Raw genomic sequence first — 16731 nt, 5'->3', positions numbered from 1 at the left:
TGGCGGATCAAATGCTCACATTATCAAGAGACCAATTGCCCAGGCCTGGCCTGTTGATAGGGACGATTTAACTTGTTAAGCTGCTGCACCATCAAGCTCAGGAACAGACCGACATCCGTCACGACTCCGACTGACTCGACCGAACCCCGATCCGCAAGTTTTGTCACCACCGCCGGATTAATGTCCACACAAACGAGTTTTACACCCGCCGGAGTCATATTTCCCACCCCAATGGAATGGAGCATTGAGGAGAGCATCAAAATCATGTCCGCCCCTTGGATCAGACGGCTATACTCCCGCTGACATTGAATTAAATCCATTTCGGTATCGGGCAACGGCCCATCATCCCGAATCGAACCGGCCAAGCAGAAGGGAATTTGGTTTTTCACACATTCGTACATAATCCCTTGGGTCAGCCAACCTTTTTCGACTGCGGCGGCAATAGTTCCGGCCCGGCGAACTTGGTTAATCACCTTGAGATGATGCCGATGTCCCCCCCGCACCGAGACCCCCCGCTTCATATCCACTCCCAGGGAAGTTCCCATCATCGCCTGTTCCATATCGTGCACCGCAATGGCATTTCCCCCCAACAGGGCCTGGACATAGCCTTCCCGGATTAATTTGGCCAGATGTTCGCCACCGCCGGTATGGATGACCACGGGGCCGGCCACCACCACTACTTTGCCACCTTGATCCCGAATCCGCCGTAGTTCCCAGGCAATTTGCTCGACGACCAATTCCACCCTGCGTTCACTAGAAACCCCAGCCCCCATAAAACTAAATTCTTGGCTGCTGCCCCGTTGTTCCCGACTTTCAGGTTTGCGTACCGTGCGAATCCCTTCCACACCGACCACAACTTGATCCCCTTTGACTAAATCCCGTAACAGCCGACATTCCGCCACCGGCCCCTCAGGAGTATGTCGGACGACAATTGCCCCATCCATCCGTTGCCCTTGCACCCTTACCCATTCGCAGTTAATACGCACTTCAGTGGGATAAATGGTCGTGACGTAAAAGTCATCTGGCGCAACCCCATCTTGGATCACCGTTTCCAGGCTGTTATCACAGAGTTCTTGGGGCGGGGCAATGGCACCTAAGTCAATCAATTGGGCCATTAATTCGTCCATGACATCCCGCGAGGGGGCCGTGACGCGAACTTCGGCCTGGCTGGTACTTTGCCGTTGTTCACCCAAGTTAAAGTTGATGACTTGGAAGCTGCCCCCCCCTTCCACAATCACATCCAAGGCCCGATTGATTAAGCCAGAATCGAGTAAATGCCCTTCGAGGCGAATGATGCGGGTTTCCAGGCTGGCCTGGGCGTGAATATCCGCTTGCACAGGTTCGGTGACGCGCAAGGTTAAGCATTTGGAGGCTCCCCCGGCTTTCAAAAATTCGGTTAAGGGAGTTTCAATTACTTCAAAGCCAGCGGTATTTAAGGCGTTTTTGAGATCATCACTGGCCTGGTTGAGAATCACGGTTTGATGGATGTTGACCGCATTACAGGCGAAATTCACCGCATCTGGTTCTATCACAGCAATTCGTTTTTCGGCGGGAACCCGCAACTCGATCAAACGATTGGAGTACGCATCAAAGGCGGGCGGGTAGTAGAGAAGATAACCACCACTGAGGGGACAGAAACAGGTATCGAGATGATAGAACCGCTCATCCATTAACCGTAGCGACAGGACTTCAATATCCAGCCATTTAGCCAGATAGGCATGGGAATCTAACTCCGACCGAAAACCATACCCGGCCCAAAGCCAGCGACCTTCCCGATCCAACAGGGCATCGCCGGCCCCTTCAAAGGGTAAGTCTTGGGGTAAGGTATAGACGGTGTAGCCTTGGGACTCAAACCAGGCCTGGAAAAAGGGTTCTTCCCCTTGGCGTTCTTTATGGAAAAAGCGACTGAGGACAACTGTATCGCCCAAAACCAAACCAGCATTGGCGGTAAAGACCATATCCGGCCAACCTTTTTCCGGGTTAACTAGGGCAACTTCAGCCCGTTTGGAAATAATAGTATAGAGTCCTTGCCATTGTTCTTGTGCCAGATGTTGGGAGGACTTGTGGATGTTGCCTTCCATCCAAGGATTAATCACATAGTCAACGTCATAGTGCTCTGGGGCACACATGAGAAAGCGCAAGACAGAACTCATAGCGGGGGAGAAACCTTTGCTGAATTGAATTGGAGAATCAGGATTCGCGAAAATTTAGCCGTTTTGGGCATAGGGTGTCATTATACCTGAGTTCAGGCGGACTGCATGGCCAACAAAGTTGTGGCGGTTTCCGCAACCGTGCTAGAGCTATCTTGGGTAAGTTGATGCAAAAGATTGTGGGCCTGTTCGCCGCCAATTTGCCCCAGCGCAATGGCTAAGCGATGCCGAACTTGCCAATCGGGATAGTCAATGTAGCTGGCTAAGACTGGCAAAATCGCCCTATCCCCTAACTCCCCCAAGGAGCCAATGGCCGCCAATTTGAGGAGTTCCTGATCAGTTTCTAAAGCGGCCAAAAGTAGGGGAGTTGCAGCGGGATTGCCCAGTTCTCCCAGAGCCGCCACAATACTAAATTGCAATAACCACTCGGACGTATTGCTATAAACACTAGCTAAGTCAGCAAAAGCTTCGGTGAGTTTTAATGCACCAATGGCATCGGCGGCGGCGGCTTTAACATCCACTTCCCCATCGTTATGGAGACGATCACAGAGGATGGCCTGGGCTTTTTCTAGATCGCATTTACCCAAACTGGCCAGTTGACTAACAGCGGCATAACGTACCCGAGGATTGGCATCTTCAATAACGGGCTGAATCAGTTCAAAAGCCACATCAGGGGGAAGTTGTCGGAGTTGATTAACACCTGAAAGCCGATCTCCCAGATCTTCAGAAGCCAAAGCTGCTTGCACTGCTGCTACTGTCGTCATGCCTCAATCCATTCATTGCTTAAGACTTACTGAGGCAGATCCTACAGTGATTCTTAGGACGGTTTTATTAACTTATTTAGACTTTCAGCCCGCCCCCCCTGTAAATAGGCATCCTTAAATTTCTGGAAATTGGCTTAGGGTAACCCTATCCAGGGTTTCTAGGGCTGGCTATTCCCAGCGCGATTCGTCCAGGCCACGACCCTTTTGTTAACATGAAAAGGAGCTTAACAAAACTTAAGCATTCACAGAATTTCTTCCCCTAGGAACGGCGCAGTTAGGAGCAAGCTTTGCAGATGAACAGTAAACTCTCTCGTCCTTTTATCCATATCCTGAGCTTAGTTTTGGTGATCATCACCTGTATTGGGGCCTGGTTGGGGCCGGTCACCGTGGCCTCGGCAGAAACCTACACCATCCGGATGGGATCCGATAGTGGCAACTTGGCCTTTGAACCTGCAACCCTAACAGTCAAACCAGGGGATGTTGTCCAGTGGCAGAACAATAAGCTCCCTCCCCACAATGTGATCTTTGATGGCAGTAAGGTTCCCGCCGATACCATTGATCTGGTGGGTGAACTCTCCCATAGCAAGCTGATGGTTAAAGCCAATGAAACCTATGAGCTAGAAATTACCGATGCGTTGCCCCCTGGAGAATATGCCTATTTCTGTGCGCCACATCGGGGGGCTGGCATGGTTGGAAAGCTAATCATTACGGGTTAAGTTTTAAATCAGATTGTAGATTTTCTATGGTTGCCACAGCATTACGGTCAAGCCCAGAAACCTTAAGCCCAGGCCAGTTCTATGATTTGGTGATTGTGGGCGGCGGAATTGTCGGCCTGACCTTGGCTAGTTTTTTCCGAAATCAGGCTTTGACCGTGGCAGTTGTGGAACGTCAAACCCAATCCCAGGCCGCGGCTAAACAACAGGCCTATGCGCTCCATTTGTGTTCTCAAAAAATTTTGGCCGGCCTGGGAATTTGGTCAGATCTAGAGCCCCGGGTACAGCCCTTTACCGAAGTCAAACTGTCCGATGGGAACTATCCCTACATTGTGCAGTACCAGGCCAGGGATATTGGCACGGATACGGTTGGATATGTGGCCCAACATGGCGCATTACTTTCCCTCCTGCAAGGGGCGATCAATCACGCTGATAACATTCACTATCTCTGTCCCTATGTTGTCCAAGGGATGACCCCCCAGGCTAATACCACTCGGTTGAGTTTAAGCAATTCTACAGGTGAATCCTTAACCCTAGAAGCCCGCCTAGTCATTGCCGCCGATGGCAGTCAGTCTTCCCTCCGGCAACAGGTCGGTATTACCCAACAAGGCTGGCCCTATCCCCAAAACTGTGTGGTCGCCACCCTGGAATTTAGCCAAACTCAGGCCCCCATTGCCTATGAACGCTTTTGGCCCACCGGCCCCTTGGGTGTCTTGCCCCTCTCCTCAACTCAGTATCGGATTGTTTGGACATTACCCGCCCCCCAGGCCGATATTGCGGTCAATATGACCGATGGAGAATTTTGCCAAGCCCTCCAGCCCCATTTGGATCCGGCCATGGGAGAGTTCCATATCCTCGGGCCACGGTTTCAATTTCCCACCAGACTTTGCCAGAGCCAGGCCTATGTCCAATCCCGGTTTGCCTTAGTGGGGGATGCGGCCCATACCTGTCATCCAGTGGGGGGACAAGGCTTAAATTTAGGGATTCGGGACGCAGCGGCCCTCGCCCAAGTGATTCTCCAGGCCTGGGAGCGGGGGGAAGATATTGGTACACCCTCGGTCTTGAAGCGCTATCAACGCTGGCGGCTGTGGCAAAACTGGCTCATCTTGGGGTTTACAGACATCCTCAATCGACTCTTTTCCAACCAGGCCTGGGGCATTGTCCAACTACGACGGTTGATTTTACAAGGTCTGGGGCGAGTGGCCCTGTTGCGCTATCTGAGCTTACGGTTTATGGCTGGCCTGTGGGGTAACTAAATTCTGCTTTATGAGAGCATTTAAGCCTGGCCTGGGTTAAGAATTTGTAACCCGTCATAAAAACTGACAAAGCCTGGAACATCTCTCCTCTGCGCACCAGTCATAGTGAATAGCAATCACAACACCCCCTGAATTGCTCAACATTAAGTAAAAATCAGGTCAAACAGGATGCTGCAAAAACGCTGGCTGGCTTTAATTGTCCCCATGTTCTGGTTGGGTTTCACTCTGGAGGGGGCGGGCGGCACAGGTCAGTTAAAACTCCCCAATTCCCAATCCCCATCAAAGCCAGAATTAGTTGCAGAACGTTCCCCGGCCTGGCAGTTTCGGGCATTTGGGACAGAACCCTTTTGGGGCGTGAATATTACTCCGAGTGGCATTGCTTATAGTACGCCAGCAGGGACTCAAGCTGAATTTCCCTATGTTCGTCCTCTGTATGCGGCTGGTCGTCCAGAAGAACTGGTTTTATTTTTCAATTTGGGCAAGACTAACTCGCTGACCCTCATTCAGACCCAATGCAGTGACGGCATGAGCGATCAGACCCACCTCTATCGAGCAATTTTTGTCTTTAACAATCGGGTCTATGATGGCTGTGCCAATCCCAGGGCATCATCCGGCCGCACCTGAGAACCTCTAACAGGATGATCAATGAGCGTTTTGGGGGATTCTGAATTGCGAGGGCCTGGATCAAGCTTGGCGGTTTTGTGTTATTCCCCGTACTCTTCTAGGAAAGCCAGAAAGTCTCTTAAGGGTGCTGCTGTTTCTTGGCCTGGGGTAAGTTGATACCGTATTTGGAGAATAGCGAATCGATTTTGGATTCTAGCTCGGCGAGCCGCTCGTTCTCTTTCCTGATCTGCTCGGTCTCGTTCTTGCTCTGCAAAATCATCTTGTCGAGCTTCTCTATCCTTAATTCGTCTTCTTTCTTCCTCTGCGCGTGTGCGATTTCGATGTCCACTGTGCCACTCAAGGCCGAGATTAACCAAGAGAGCCGTTGACCCCAAGATAAACGCCCAGAAGCTGTAATCCAGGAGGGTGAGGGAGATGAAGGGGAGGGGGATGGTGTTGGTGTTTCCATAGAACCTTAAAAGAGCAGCAACGGCATAGAGGAACGTGGTCAGGGAGCGGGGAAGAAGAGCCAGAAAACTTAGCATAGTTAAGCTCTATTGTAATGATGCTCAACTCGGCCTGGAGGGTAATCCCATCCTCATTTTTGGGTTGCGCTTGCCCGATGGCCTGGGGTTGGGATCACGGAACCATCCAGAGATTCTGATAAGGTAAGAAATAGTCATCTTTTTTAGGCTAGATTTTGTAGGATGCGCCCATGTCGGAAATGTTAATGTTCAATGCGCTTCGGGCTGCCATTGATGAAGAAATGGATCATGATCCCACCGTATTTGTCATGGGGGAAGATGTTGGGCATTACGGCGGCTCCTATAAAGTTACCAAAGACCTCTACAAAAAGTTTGGTGATCTGCGCTTACTGGATACTCCCATTGCCGAAAATGCCTTTACAGGGATGGCAGTTGGAGCCGCAATGACAGGCTTAAAACCGATTGTGGAAGGGATGAACATGGGCTTTTTGCTCTTGGCCTTCAACCAAATTGCCAATAATGCCGGGATGTTGCGTTATACCTCCGGGGGAAATTTCAAGATTCCGCTAGTCATTCGCGGGCCGGGGGGGGTCGGACGGCAACTGGGGGCGGAACATTCCCAACGCTTAGAAGCCTATTTCCAGGCCGTGCCGGGGTTAAAAATTGTTGCTTGCTCGACGGCCTACAATGCCAAAGGTCTTTTGAAGTCAGCGATTCGGGATCCCAATCCGGTTTTATTTTTTGAGCACGTTCTTCTCTACAACCTCAAAGACGACATTCCCGCAGAAGAATACTGGTTGCCCTTGGATAAGGCAGAAATTGTCCGACCTGGGACTGATGTGACGATCCTGACCTATTCCCGGATGCGGCATCATGTTCTCCAAGCGGTCAAAACCCTCGAAAGCCAAGGGTATGATCCAGAAGTTATTGATTTAATTTCCCTCAAACCGTTGGACTACGACACCATTGGGGCTTCAGTCCAGAAAACCCATCGGGTGGTGATTGTGGAAGAATGCATGAAAACAGGCGGAATTGGGGCAGAATTGAGTGCTTCAATCCATGAGCGGTACTTTGATGAGCTAGATGCTCCTGTGTTGCGATTATCCTCCCAAGATATTCCTACCCCCTACAACGGTCGCTTAGAAAACCTGACCATTGTCCAACCGGCCCAGATTGTGGAAGCGGTGCAAAAAATGACGGCTGATCAGATTTAAGGAAAGCGGGATAAGGGATTCAGACATTATGGGTAAGCACCGCGGGTTTCTACTGGTTATTGTCGGGTTACTCATTGCCGCACTCTGGGTCATTGTCCAAACCCCCCCACGCCTGGGCCTGGATTTACGGGGTGGAGCCCAATTGACTTTGCAAGTGAAAACAACCGAGAAGGTGAGGCAAATTACCCCGACAATTTTAGAGGCGACCCTGAAAGTGGTTGAGAATCGGATCAATGGCCTGGGGGTTTCGGAGTCCCAAGTCCAAACAGCGGGGGAAGATAAACTCTTGGTTCAGTTGCCCGGTGTCACGGATCCAGAACAAGCTGAACGGGTACTTAAAGGCACTGCTCAATTAGATTTTCGCTGGCAAAAACCTGGGACAGAAGCCCAACTCCCGATTGAAAAGCAATTAGAAGGGCAACTTTTATTTGAGCAAATTAAATTATTGGCGGCCCAGGCCCAGCTTGAAGATGAAAATAAACCGACAGAGTTAGCTGAAAACCAGGCCGCTCTGGAGAAAAATAAAGAGTCCCTTGCTAAAAGTGCCGCTGCCATCCAAGGCCTGTTTGAAAAAACTGACCTAACCGGAGCGATGGTGCGGGAGGCCTTGGCCAGTCCAGTGGGGCCAGGTTCCCAAAGTTGGAGTGTGGTAATTCGGTTTGATTCGCAGGGGGCGACTCTTTTCGCGGATTTAACTAAGCGGGTTGCTGGTACCGGCCGGAGCATTGGGATATTCCTGGATGACAAGCTGATTAGTTCCCCCACCGTCTCGGTTGAATATGCCCAAACAGGGATTCAAGGGGGTAGTGCCGAAATTTCTGGGGGATTTACCGCCCAAACCGCCAATGATCTGGCTGTCCAACTCCAGGCCGGAGCTTTACCTGTCCCCTTAGAACTGGTCGAAAACCGGACGGTCGGGGCAACCCTGGGCCAAGATAGTATTCGCAGCAGTGTCATTGCTGGAATTGGGGGCCTGGTACTGGTCTTAGCCTTCATGGTGGCCTATTACCGTTTGCCAGGAGCCATTGCCAACATTGCTTTAATTCTCTATGCCATCTACTGCTATGCCCTGTTTTTACTGTTGGGGGTGACATTGACACTGCCGGGAATTGCCGGGTTTATCCTTAGTATCGGGATGGCGGTTGATGCCAATGTCTTAATTTTTGAACGGACAAGGGAAGAGTTACGGGCCGGGCGCACCCTCTATCGCTCAGTCGAAGCTGGGTTTGAGCGGGCCTTTGCCAGTATTTTGGATAGTAATGTTACAACTCTCATCGCCTGTGGGGCCTTGTTTTGGTTGGGGTCGGGCCTGGTGCGGGGGTTTGCCTTAACCTTAGCCATTGGTGTCGCTGTCAGTATGTTTACCGCCTTGACCTGTAGCCGCACCCTCTTATTTATCTCCCTGACGTTTCCGAGTTTGCGTAAACCCAATTGGTTTTGTCCCCGTCTGGAGTCAGCCCGATGAGTTGGAGTGTTACCAAAAATCGCTATCTCTGGTGGAGCGTATCTCTGGGGGTGATCCTGGCGGGTCTGGTGGCTATGGCTCTGGCTTGGCTCAACCCACAAATTCAAGCTCCCTTAAAACTGGGCCTGGACTTTATGGGCGGAACTCGGCTCCAAGTGGTGTTAGCTTGCGACTCGGCTGGGGCCTGTGATAGCCCCATTGATCTAGCCGATGTCCGGGCCATTCTCAGCGAACAAGGGTTAGGCAACAGCAGTTTACAAGTTGTGGACCAAACGGGTATTTCCATTCGCACCCAGCCCTTAGATGTAGATCAACGCACCAAATTAGTCTCCCAATTGGCCCAAGGCTTAGGAAAATTTGACCCGAAACAAACCCAAATCGAAACAGTGGGGCCAACCCTAGGCAGACAACTCCTCAATTCCGGTTTACTCGCCTTACTGGTCTCCTTTGTCGGGATTACCGTTTACCTTACCTTACGGTTTCAGTTTGACTATGCCTTCTTTGCCCTCGTCGCCCTTGTCCATGATGTTCTAGTCACCATTGGTATTTTTGCTATTTTGGGCATTACCTTGGGCGTGGAAGTCGATAGTTTATTTGTCGTGGCTTTACTGACGATCATTGGCTTTTCCGTGAATGATACGGTCGTGATTTATGACCGAATTCGGGAAAATCTAAAAATCCATCCAGAAAACTCTATTGACGATGTGGTTGATGACTCAGTTAACCAAACCCTGACTCGTTCCATCAACACGACCCTGACTACAACCTTGCCTCTAATTGCCATTGTTTTATTTGGAGGCGAAACCCTGCGCTTTTTTGCCTTAGCCTTGATCATTGGCTTTGTTAGTGGGGCCTACTCTAGTATTTTCTGTGCCAGTACTCTCCTTGGCTGGTGGCGGAAACGGGAAGCTTAGCAGATCGAGATCGGCCATAAAATCTTGAAAAGTGTAGCAATCGTCATAGAAACTCACTTAGATATTGATTCACTAGCTGGGGTTGCTCCTGTTGAACCCAGTGGCCACAGTGGGGAATATAGTGGATTCTCAGGTCACGAACATATTCTTCAGTTCCCAAGGTGAGGTTTTGGCTGAGGGTTTTATCTCCTTCCCCCCAGAGCATGAGAGTGGGGATATTCAGAATTGGCCAATCTCGCTCCCCCAGGCCAGGGGCCAGATTTCGATAATAATTGAGCATCGCCCTCAAGGCACCGCGACGGCTGGCGGCATTTTTATAGGCTTCAAGATCTGCGGGAGTAAAAGCTGTTTGATTAATGGCATTACTTTGAAGGATGGTGACAATGGCCTGGTAGTCGTTCCATGCCAAAAGGGTTTCCGGTAACCAAGGGAGTTGAAACAGACCAATATACCAACTACTGAGCAATTGTTGAGGGTCAAATAATCCCTGACAAAACTTAGCCGGATGGGGCGCATTCAACAGACAGAGCTTTTGAATCCGTTGCGGATAGGTCTCAGCCACCCCCCAGGCCAGGAATCCGCCCCAATCATGACCGACTAAAATACACCGCTCATAGCCCAGGCTCGAGATCACCCCTTCAATGTCTAAAACCAGTTCCTCTAAGGCATAACTTCCCACATCCGGTGGTTTATCACTTTCGTTATAGCCCCGTAAATCTAAGGCAACGACTTTGAAGGTAGCTGCCAAAATAGGAATTTGATGCCGCCACGAGTACCAGAATTCTGGAAACCCATGTAGGAGCAACACCAGTGGCCCTTCCCCTTGGGTGACATAGTGGAGCTTAATGCCGTTACTAATGAGGAATTTATGTGTCCAGGGGCCATCGAGAACTGACATGATTCTGTTCCACCCAAACCTGAATCCAACCCGATCATGAGGGATTTCCTCCATTGTGGCTCAGGCCTGGGGGATTATTCTGGGGGAGACTCTACTGGGGTAACGCCGCTTGCACTTGATCTCGCTCCAACTTGATTTGCTTGACCAGTTCGCTCGGGAGTTGATCCCCCATGGCCAGAGCCTGGTTGAACAGAGAGAGAGAGGCCTGCTTATTCCCCGCTTGACTGAGGATTTGGGCCTTGAGATAGATCAATTCCGGGTTATTGGGCGCGGCGGCAAGAGCTTTTTCAATAGCTTCTAGGGCGGCCTGGGACTGATTCAGATCTCGATAGGCCAGAGCCACGCCCCGATAGCTGAGGTAGGGCGGTGCAGCTTGAGTTTGGAGTCGGTTGATCCCATCCTCAATTTTGAAAATTCCCAAATTATTGGCCACGCCCCATTCAATAAAGCCTTGGATCAGGTTTAATTCTGGGTCATTGGGATTGATGGCCTTGGCCTGGTTGAGATAGCCAAACACATCCTGAGCCCGCATTAAGGCCAACGCTGCCCCGGCCACCGGCCCGGATCCCCCATCAGACATATCATAGGCCGCCAAAAGAAAGTTACCCACGGCCTGGTAGAGGTTACTACGAAGAGGGTCTTTGGTGGATAGTCGTTGTGCTGCTTGGATGGTTTGATTGGCATAGCGATTTAGATCTGCCCAGTTCCCATCGAGAAAAGCCATCCCCCCCGCCATCGTTAAGGTTAAGGGTTCCTGAGCACTAGCCTTTAGTGCCGCTGGTAGGAGTTGCCGGCCTTTAACATAATTACCTTCTCGAAAGACCGCCACAAAGACCGCTTCTGTAGCATCTGAGATGGGACGGCTGTTTTCCCCAGTCCGAAAGGGATCCGCCGCCCAGGCCCCACTGGTATGGGTGAGTACAATGGCAGCACAGGCTAATAAAGCACGTTGAGCAGTCTGGCGAAACCCTAATTTGATCGGGGACAATTGGCTAGGCATGGGTCTTACTCCAAGGGCAAACGTCTTGCTTAAATTAAAACGACTCTCGTACCATCCTCCAGCAACACCCCAAGCCATTTTGCGGGATATTACCTTGGAATTGGCACCTCAGCAGTTAGGACTGATCATTGGCCCCAGTGGTTCCGGGAAAACAACCCTTTTAGAAATTTTGGCCGGCCTAGCAGCGCCCACATCCGGTCAGGTATTCTGGCATAGTCAAGAACTCACCCCCCAACATCTGCAACAACTGGCCGGCCTGGTCTTTCAGTTTCCAGATCGCTACTTTTGTGGCGGAACCATTCTTGAAGAACTTCGCTTGGGGCATCCTGAAATTCCCTTAGACCGAGTTGAACAGGCCCTGGCATCCGTAGGTTTAGAAACTCTCCCCTTCCATACTCGGCCCCAGGCCCTCAGTGGGGGGCAACAACGCCGATTAGCTTTGGCTGTGCAATTAATCCGTCAACCTTACCTGCTACTGTTAGATGAACCTACAGCTGGACTGGACTGGTCAATGCGGCAACAACTTATTAGTTTATTAGGACTATTAAAAAAGGACTGGAGTTTGTTAATTGTCACCCACGAAGCCCAAGAACTTGAGGCCATTGCCGATGTCACTTGGCATATTGAACATGGGCAATTAACAGAAAATTTTTATCCATCTAATGAGAAAAGCTTCCTAGGCAGGTAATGAAATCGGGATGAGGTTAACTTATTTTTCGGAAAAGTCACCCCATAACGAGACAAAATATGGCAAACTTTTGTAAATCTATCCTGGATTAACTCTTTAGTGTTTTCAACAACTAGCCCTACCTGCCCACTATCCTCCTTGCAATCCAGATATATTCCCTGGTTTGGCCAGGCCAGTGATCTGATGATCTTTTCTATTCTTTAAAGATAAGGATATTTGAACTACATGACTCAAGCTAAACGTGCCCTGATTACCGGGATTACTGGCCAAGATGGTTCTTATTTAACAGAGTTGTTGTTAGAGAAGGGCTATGAAGTTCACGGAATTATTCGCCGGACTTCCACCTTTAACACCGACCGGATTGATCACGTCTATCAGGATCCGCACCAAGAGCATCCCCAACTCACCTTGCATTACGGGGATCTGGCGGATGGAACAACCCTGCGGAAAATTATTGAACAAGTCCAGCCCGATGAAATTTATAATCTCGGGGCCCAGTCCCATGTGCGGGTGAGTTTTGATGCCCCAGAATACACAGTGGATACAGTGGGCGTTGGGACATTACGGCTCCTAGAAGCACTTCGGGACTATCAGCAACGCACCAATGCCGCCGTGCGCTATTACCAGGCCGGGTCTTCGGAAATGTATGGACTAGTCCAGGCCGTCCCCCAAAGCGAAACCACCCCGTTTTATCCCCGCAGTCCCTACGCCTGTGCCAAAGTTTATGCCCACTGGCAGACTGTGAATTACCGCGAATCCTATAACCTGTTTGCCTGTAACGGGATTTTGTTTAACCACGAATCTCCCCGGCGGGGCGAAACCTTTGTCACTCGGAAAATTACGCGGGCTGTAGCGCGCATTGTGGCCGGCCAACAGAAAAAACTATACCTAGGAAATCTGGATTCCAAGCGAGACTGGGGCTATGCCAAAGACTATGTCCGGGCGATGTGGCTGATGCTCCAACAGGATCAACCCGATGACTATGTGGTCGCCACTGGGGAAACCTACTCAGTCAAAGAATTCTTAGATTTAGCCTTCAACCATGTCAATCTGGACTGGCATGATTATGTCGAGTTTGACCCCCGTTATTTACGTCCGGCGGAAGTGGAGTTGCTGATTGGGGATCCAACCAAAGCCAAAGCTAAACTCGGTTGGTCGCCCTCTGTCACCTTCCCAGAACTCGTCGCCTTGATGGTGAATGCAGATCTCCAGGCCGTAGGAATTAGTCAAAACAATGGCCAGGCCATTACCAGTGAAAGTGTTTTGGATGTGGTCGCTAGTCGGCAGTTAATTAGCAAGGCGGACTAAATTTATGCTGGATTTAACCGACCAGAAAATTCTCGTCACCGGCGGCGCGGGCTTTCTCGGGCAATTGGTAGTGCAACAACTCCTCCAGGCCGGGGCGAGCAAAGGCAAGATCATGATTCCCCGCTCGAAAGACTATGATTTGCGCTCTCTTGAAGTTTGCCAGGCCGTGGTTCAGGATCAGGATATTGTCATCCACTTGGCGGCCCATGTCGGCGGGATTGGTCTGAATCGGGAAAAGCCAGGGGAACTCTTTTACGACAACCTGATCATGGGGACGCAACTGATCCATACGGCATACCAGGCCGGGGTGAAGAAGTTTGTTTGTGTCGGGACGATTTGCGCCTATCCGAAATTTACCCCCGTGCCGTTTAAGGAAGAAAACCTTTGGGATGGCTATCCGGAAGAAACCAATGCTCCCTACGGGGTGGCCAAAAAAGCTCTCTTAGTTCAACTCCAGGCCTACCGTCAACAGTATGGGTTTAATGGGATTTATCTCTTGCCGGTGAACTTATACGGGCCGGGTGATAATTTTGACCCCCGCAGTTCCCATGTGATTCCGGCCCTAATTCGCAAAGTCCATGAAGCCCAATTACGGGGTGATACAGACCTTCCTGTTTGGGGTGATGGCAGTCCAACGCGGGAATTTATTTATGGCGATGATGCGGCTCGGGGGATTGTCCTGGGAACCCTTGCCTATGACGACTCTGATCCGGTGAATTTAGGGACGAACTTTGAGATTTCGATCAAGGATTTAGTCGAGTTAATTGTCGAGTTGATGGAATTCAAGGGCAAAATTGTCTGGCAACCGGATCAACCCAATGGGCAACCGCGGCGGTGTTTGGATACGGAACGGGCTAAGGCGGCGTTTGGATTTACAGCGCAGATGGATTTACGGCAAGGCTTGAAACATACGATTGATTGGTATCGTCAACATGCTGCTTAACGGGTGGAGATTTCTTCAGCTTTAATTTATCTCTCAATTAACCAATTCCTCAGGGCCGAGGGGTATGATCAGCGGTAAAGTCCATTTCCCTTAGCTCTGAGTCTTGTGGGACAGTTATGGTGACAATTGTCCTAGCCAGTAATCTGTTTATTGCCCTTCTATGTCTGCTGACGGCATGGCAACTGCTCCAGGCCCGGGTGATGATCCGTGCGATTGCCGATACCCTAATACAGGTGGAACAAGACACCCATAATATTTTGGGCGAGGCTCCGAATGTGATTATTATTGGTCAGATTAGTGTGGGCGGTCTACGGCAAAATCTCAAGCGGGACAAAGGTAAACCCTCGGCCTGGCAACGCTTAAAATTAACTCTGACCCTGCTCAACCAGGCCCAGCGGATTTGGCAATTTCGGTTTCGTTCTGTCCCAATTCCCACGCCTAGAACATCCCGGAGACCCCCACGAGGAAGATAATTATGGCTAATCAACGTTCTGGATTTTTCTTAGGTGGCGTTCTGGTCGGAACAGCGATTGGGGCCCTAGTTGGTGTCTTGTTAGCCCCCCGCTCTGGGCGAGAAACCCGCTCTATGCTCAAGAAATCTGCGGATGCCCTCCCGGAACTCGTCGAAGATTTAGCCGATAGCTTGCAAATTCATACGGATCGCCTTTCGGAAGCAGCCCGGGTCAGTTGGGATGACACTCTTGAACGACTGCGGGAAGCGATTCAAGATGGCCTGGAAGTCTCCCAACAACAACGGCAAGCCCTCCAAACTGCCCTCGAACAACCCGATGTGGATGAAACGCTGGATGACGACGAAGTGGTTAAACTTTAGGGGCCTGGGGCAATTGCTGTGACCGAACCAATTTTCTGGTTAGCCCTTTCTTTCCTGCTGGTAGCGGTCTGCTTAACGGCGGTCTTGTTGGCGGCATTGCCCGTATTAGCCGAATTGGGACGGGCGGCCCGCAGTGCGGAAAAAATGTTTGATACCCTCGGGCGAGAGTTACCCCCAACCCTAGAAGCCATTCGTTTGACGGGCCTGGAAATTAGTGATTTGACTGATGACATCAGTGAAGGGGTGCAAAGTGCTGGCCGAGTTGTCAAGCAAGTGGATCAAAGCTTAGACTCTGCCAAACAACAAGTCCGCCAGGCCAGTGTTACCACCCGCAGCGTCATGGCCGGAGTCAAAGCCGCTTGGCAAACCTGGAATCGGCCCACCCCCCACCGTTCCCTCAATCAACGCCGGAATGAATCCTTAGCCTCTGCCAATAGTTCGCCTGATTCTGGGAGCATGGAGTCGCAAAATCCAGAACTTAATCCCGCCCCAGCCCAGTCTTCCCAAAGCACTGACACAGTTGAATAATCCCCATCGGTAAGGTGATCTGGGGATCGTTGCCCTGCTTGAGTTGTAGCTCCATCGTCAATAGAAGTGGGAGGGCCTGTTCCAAGCTTTGGCGACTGAGGGGTTGAACTTCTTTTTGGAGGAAATAGACTCGCTTGGGGTTGCCAATCTCCGCCGCTTTGGCAATGACTTGCGGATCCCGTTCTTGGGCATCGCTGAGGAGTTTGACCCATAACCACGTCCGAAATTGACGGGTAAGACTGGCGAGGAGACGCAGGGGTGGTTCATTTTGGCGTAAGAGGTCGCCCAAGAGATCCAGGGATTTTCCGACTTGCCCTTTCAGAACCGTGCTGGCCAATTCCAAGCTGTTTTGGGTGGTGGTCGTGACTAAATTTTGGACGTGTTGGGCAGTAATGGTCATTTGAGGGGGGACATAGAGCCGGAGTTTTTCCAGTTCATTCACCAATTGCCGGGTATCGTTGCCCACCGCTTCTACAAGTAAATCCACTGCCTCTGAGGTGAGTTCCAGGCCCAGGCCCTTGGCCGTCGTTTTAATATGCTGCTCCAACTCATCGGTTTTCCAGGCCGGGATCAAACTAAATTCGAGAAACTTGGCCTGTTGTTGGAGAAATTTAACCGCTTTGCTGCGGCCATCGGGCTTAGCACTACTGGTTAAAAGTAAATGGGACTCGGCCGGGATCAGGGGCAGGGTGCGTTCTAATTCGGCTAAGAGTTCGGCACTGCAGCGTTGCCCCACCGTAGTTTCCTGTACCCAAACCAGTCGTTGTCCACTGCCAAAGGGAGGCGTGAGGGCCTGGGTCATCGCTTGAATGAGGATGTCCGATTGTTCCCCAGAGAGCTTTTCAAAATTAAAACTGTCCCAGGTCGGATCCACAAGTTTATCCCGTAAGGCTTGACAGGCCTGGTGGAGTCGGTAGCTATCTTCGCCCCAATAAAAATAGACTGGCATTTTAGACCAAAAGGTATGCTA

General features: G+C 50.7%; 18 protein-coding genes. 12 read left to right on the top strand and 6 right to left on the bottom strand.

The genetic code is table 11. The features are described 5' to 3' along the window. Window positions 1–23 precede the first annotated feature (23 nt). A complete protein-coding gene (locus tag SYN6312_RS00625; protein WP_015122928.1) occupies window positions 24–2153 on the bottom strand; it encodes a TIGR00300 family protein in 2130 nt (709 codons plus the stop codon). A gap of 92 nt (window positions 2154–2245) precedes the next feature. After that, window positions 2246–2914, bottom strand: coding sequence for a phycobilisome degradation protein NblB (gene nblB, locus SYN6312_RS00620; protein ID WP_015122927.1), 669 nt, complete (start codon window positions 2912–2914; stop codon window positions 2246–2248). Window positions 2915–3207: 293 nt separating this feature from the next. On the opposite strand from nblB, the gene petE reads away from it, so the two are divergent. The 3 genes from petE to SYN6312_RS00605 all read left to right on the top strand — a co-directional run bounded on the left by petE (window position 3208) and on the right by SYN6312_RS00605 (window position 5507). Next, window positions 3208–3630, top strand: coding sequence for a plastocyanin (petE, locus tag SYN6312_RS00615; protein WP_015122926.1), 423 nt, complete (start codon window positions 3208–3210; stop codon window positions 3628–3630). 26 nt (window positions 3631–3656) lie between these two features. Further along, on the top strand, window positions 3657–4883 hold the full coding sequence (locus SYN6312_RS00610) for an FAD-dependent hydroxylase (RefSeq protein WP_015122925.1): 1227 nt from the start codon (window positions 3657–3659) through the stop codon (window positions 4881–4883). A 168-nt stretch (window positions 4884–5051) separates the two neighbouring features. Next, window positions 5052–5507 carry a COG3650 family protein gene (locus SYN6312_RS00605; protein ID WP_015122924.1) on the top strand — a complete coding sequence of 152 codons (456 nt, stop codon included), beginning with the start codon at window positions 5052–5054 and terminating at the stop codon, window positions 5505–5507. 80 nt (window positions 5508–5587) lie between these two features. Here SYN6312_RS00605 and SYN6312_RS18615 read toward each other — a convergent pair whose 3' ends face one another. After that, entirely contained in the window at window positions 5588–6031 is a 444-nt protein-coding gene (locus SYN6312_RS18615) for a hypothetical protein (protein WP_015122923.1), read from the bottom strand. A 170-nt stretch (window positions 6032–6201) separates the two neighbouring features. Here SYN6312_RS18615 and SYN6312_RS00595 point away from each other — a divergent pair, with 170 nt between their 5' ends. The 3 genes from SYN6312_RS00595 to secF are packed head-to-tail and all read left to right on the top strand — an operon-like array spanning window position 6202 to window position 9564. Further along, a complete protein-coding gene (locus tag SYN6312_RS00595) occupies window positions 6202–7185 on the top strand; it encodes an alpha-ketoacid dehydrogenase subunit beta (protein WP_015122922.1) in 984 nt (327 codons plus the stop codon). Between the two features lie 28 nt (window positions 7186–7213). Then, window positions 7214–8650, top strand: coding sequence for a protein translocase subunit SecD (gene secD, locus SYN6312_RS00590; protein ID WP_015122921.1), 1437 nt, complete (start codon window positions 7214–7216; stop codon window positions 8648–8650). Then, on the top strand, window positions 8647–9564 hold the full coding sequence (gene secF, locus SYN6312_RS00585) for a protein translocase subunit SecF (protein WP_015122920.1): 918 nt from the start codon (window positions 8647–8649) through the stop codon (window positions 9562–9564). The genes secD and secF overlap by 4 nt, the downstream gene beginning before the upstream one ends. A 43-nt stretch (window positions 9565–9607) precedes the next feature. On the opposite strand, the gene SYN6312_RS00580 is transcribed toward secF, so the two are convergent. Beyond that, the gene (locus SYN6312_RS00580) at window positions 9608–10462 is read right to left on the bottom strand and encodes an alpha/beta fold hydrolase (RefSeq protein ID WP_015122919.1); all 855 of its coding nucleotides are present in this window, start codon (window positions 10460–10462) and stop codon (window positions 9608–9610) included. Between the two features lie 91 nt (window positions 10463–10553). Further along, window positions 10554–11462 (bottom strand): Sll0314/Alr1548 family TPR repeat-containing protein, encoded by a 909-nt coding sequence (locus tag SYN6312_RS00575; protein ID WP_015122918.1) that lies wholly within the window; start codon window positions 11460–11462, stop codon window positions 10554–10556. Window positions 11463–11487: 25 nt separating this feature from the next. Here SYN6312_RS00575 and SYN6312_RS00570 point away from each other — a divergent pair, with 25 nt between their 5' ends. The 6 genes from SYN6312_RS00570 to SYN6312_RS00545 all read left to right on the top strand — a co-directional run bounded on the left by SYN6312_RS00570 (window position 11488) and on the right by SYN6312_RS00545 (window position 15761). After that, on the top strand, window positions 11488–12150 hold the full coding sequence (locus tag SYN6312_RS00570) for an ABC transporter ATP-binding protein (RefSeq protein WP_015122917.1): 663 nt from the start codon (window positions 11488–11490) through the stop codon (window positions 12148–12150). Window positions 12151–12375: 225 nt separating this feature from the next. Beyond that, entirely contained in the window at window positions 12376–13458 is a 1083-nt protein-coding gene (gene gmd, locus SYN6312_RS00565) for a GDP-mannose 4,6-dehydratase (protein ID WP_015122916.1), read from the top strand. Between the two features lie 4 nt (window positions 13459–13462). Beyond that, window positions 13463–14401 carry a GDP-L-fucose synthase gene (locus tag SYN6312_RS00560; protein ID WP_015122915.1) on the top strand — a complete coding sequence of 313 codons (939 nt, stop codon included), beginning with the start codon at window positions 13463–13465 and terminating at the stop codon, window positions 14399–14401. A 116-nt stretch (window positions 14402–14517) separates the two neighbouring features. Beyond that, the gene (locus SYN6312_RS00555) at window positions 14518–14874 is read left to right on the top strand and encodes a hypothetical protein (RefSeq protein ID WP_015122914.1); all 357 of its coding nucleotides are present in this window, start codon (window positions 14518–14520) and stop codon (window positions 14872–14874) included. Between the two features lie 2 nt (window positions 14875–14876). Beyond that, window positions 14877–15233: a YtxH domain-containing protein gene (locus tag SYN6312_RS00550; RefSeq protein ID WP_015122913.1), complete on the top strand. Its 357-nt coding sequence runs from the start codon at window positions 14877–14879 to the stop codon at window positions 15231–15233. 18 nt (window positions 15234–15251) lie between these two features. Then, on the top strand, window positions 15252–15761 hold the full coding sequence (locus tag SYN6312_RS00545; protein WP_015122912.1) for a hypothetical protein: 510 nt from the start codon (window positions 15252–15254) through the stop codon (window positions 15759–15761). On the opposite strand, the gene holA is transcribed toward SYN6312_RS00545, so the two are convergent. Then, window positions 15712–16710, bottom strand: coding sequence for a DNA polymerase III subunit delta (gene holA, locus SYN6312_RS00540; RefSeq protein ID WP_015122911.1), 999 nt, complete (start codon window positions 16708–16710; stop codon window positions 15712–15714). The two genes, SYN6312_RS00545 and holA, sit on opposite strands and share 50 nt — an antisense overlap. Window positions 16711–16731: the final 21 nt, after the last annotated feature.

This window comes from Synechococcus sp. PCC 6312 (assembly GCF_000316685.1).
Lineage (GTDB): Bacteria > Cyanobacteriota > Cyanobacteriia > Thermosynechococcales > Thermosynechococcaceae > Pseudocalidococcus.
Note: the sequence above shows the minus strand (reverse complement) of the source record. Positions and strands in the feature narration are given on the sequence as shown.

What these genes read in the sequence shown, in the direction of transcription:
- SYN6312_RS00625 (WP_015122928.1), bottom strand. Translation starts at nt 2,153, where the DNA reads ATGAGTTCTGTCTTGCGCTTTCTCATGTGTGCCCCAGAGCACTATGAC.
- nblB (WP_015122927.1), bottom strand. Translation starts at nt 2,914, where the DNA reads ATGACGACAGTAGCAGCAGTGCAAGCAGCTTTGGCTTCTGAAGATCTG.
- petE (WP_015122926.1), top strand. Translation starts at nt 3,208, where the DNA reads ATGAACAGTAAACTCTCTCGTCCTTTTATCCATATCCTGAGCTTAGTT.
- SYN6312_RS00610 (WP_015122925.1), top strand. Translation starts at nt 3,657, where the DNA reads ATGGTTGCCACAGCATTACGGTCAAGCCCAGAAACCTTAAGCCCAGGC.
- SYN6312_RS00605 (WP_015122924.1), top strand. Translation starts at nt 5,052, where the DNA reads ATGCTGCAAAAACGCTGGCTGGCTTTAATTGTCCCCATGTTCTGGTTG.
- SYN6312_RS18615 (WP_015122923.1), bottom strand. Translation starts at nt 6,031, where the DNA reads ATGCTAAGTTTTCTGGCTCTTCTTCCCCGCTCCCTGACCACGTTCCTC.
- SYN6312_RS00595 (WP_015122922.1), top strand. Translation starts at nt 6,202, where the DNA reads ATGTCGGAAATGTTAATGTTCAATGCGCTTCGGGCTGCCATTGATGAA.
- secD (WP_015122921.1), top strand. Translation starts at nt 7,214, where the DNA reads ATGGGTAAGCACCGCGGGTTTCTACTGGTTATTGTCGGGTTACTCATT.
- secF (WP_015122920.1), top strand. Translation starts at nt 8,647, where the DNA reads ATGAGTTGGAGTGTTACCAAAAATCGCTATCTCTGGTGGAGCGTATCT.
- SYN6312_RS00580 (WP_015122919.1), bottom strand. Translation starts at nt 10,462, where the DNA reads ATGTCAGTTCTCGATGGCCCCTGGACACATAAATTCCTCATTAGTAAC.
- SYN6312_RS00575 (WP_015122918.1), bottom strand. Translation starts at nt 11,462, where the DNA reads ATGCCTAGCCAATTGTCCCCGATCAAATTAGGGTTTCGCCAGACTGCT.
- gmd (WP_015122916.1), top strand. Translation starts at nt 12,376, where the DNA reads ATGACTCAAGCTAAACGTGCCCTGATTACCGGGATTACTGGCCAAGAT.
- SYN6312_RS00560 (WP_015122915.1), top strand. Translation starts at nt 13,463, where the DNA reads ATGCTGGATTTAACCGACCAGAAAATTCTCGTCACCGGCGGCGCGGGC.
- SYN6312_RS00555 (WP_015122914.1), top strand. Translation starts at nt 14,518, where the DNA reads ATGGTGACAATTGTCCTAGCCAGTAATCTGTTTATTGCCCTTCTATGT.
- SYN6312_RS00550 (WP_015122913.1), top strand. Translation starts at nt 14,877, where the DNA reads ATGGCTAATCAACGTTCTGGATTTTTCTTAGGTGGCGTTCTGGTCGGA.
- holA (WP_015122911.1), bottom strand. Translation starts at nt 16,710, where the DNA reads ATGCCAGTCTATTTTTATTGGGGCGAAGATAGCTACCGACTCCACCAG.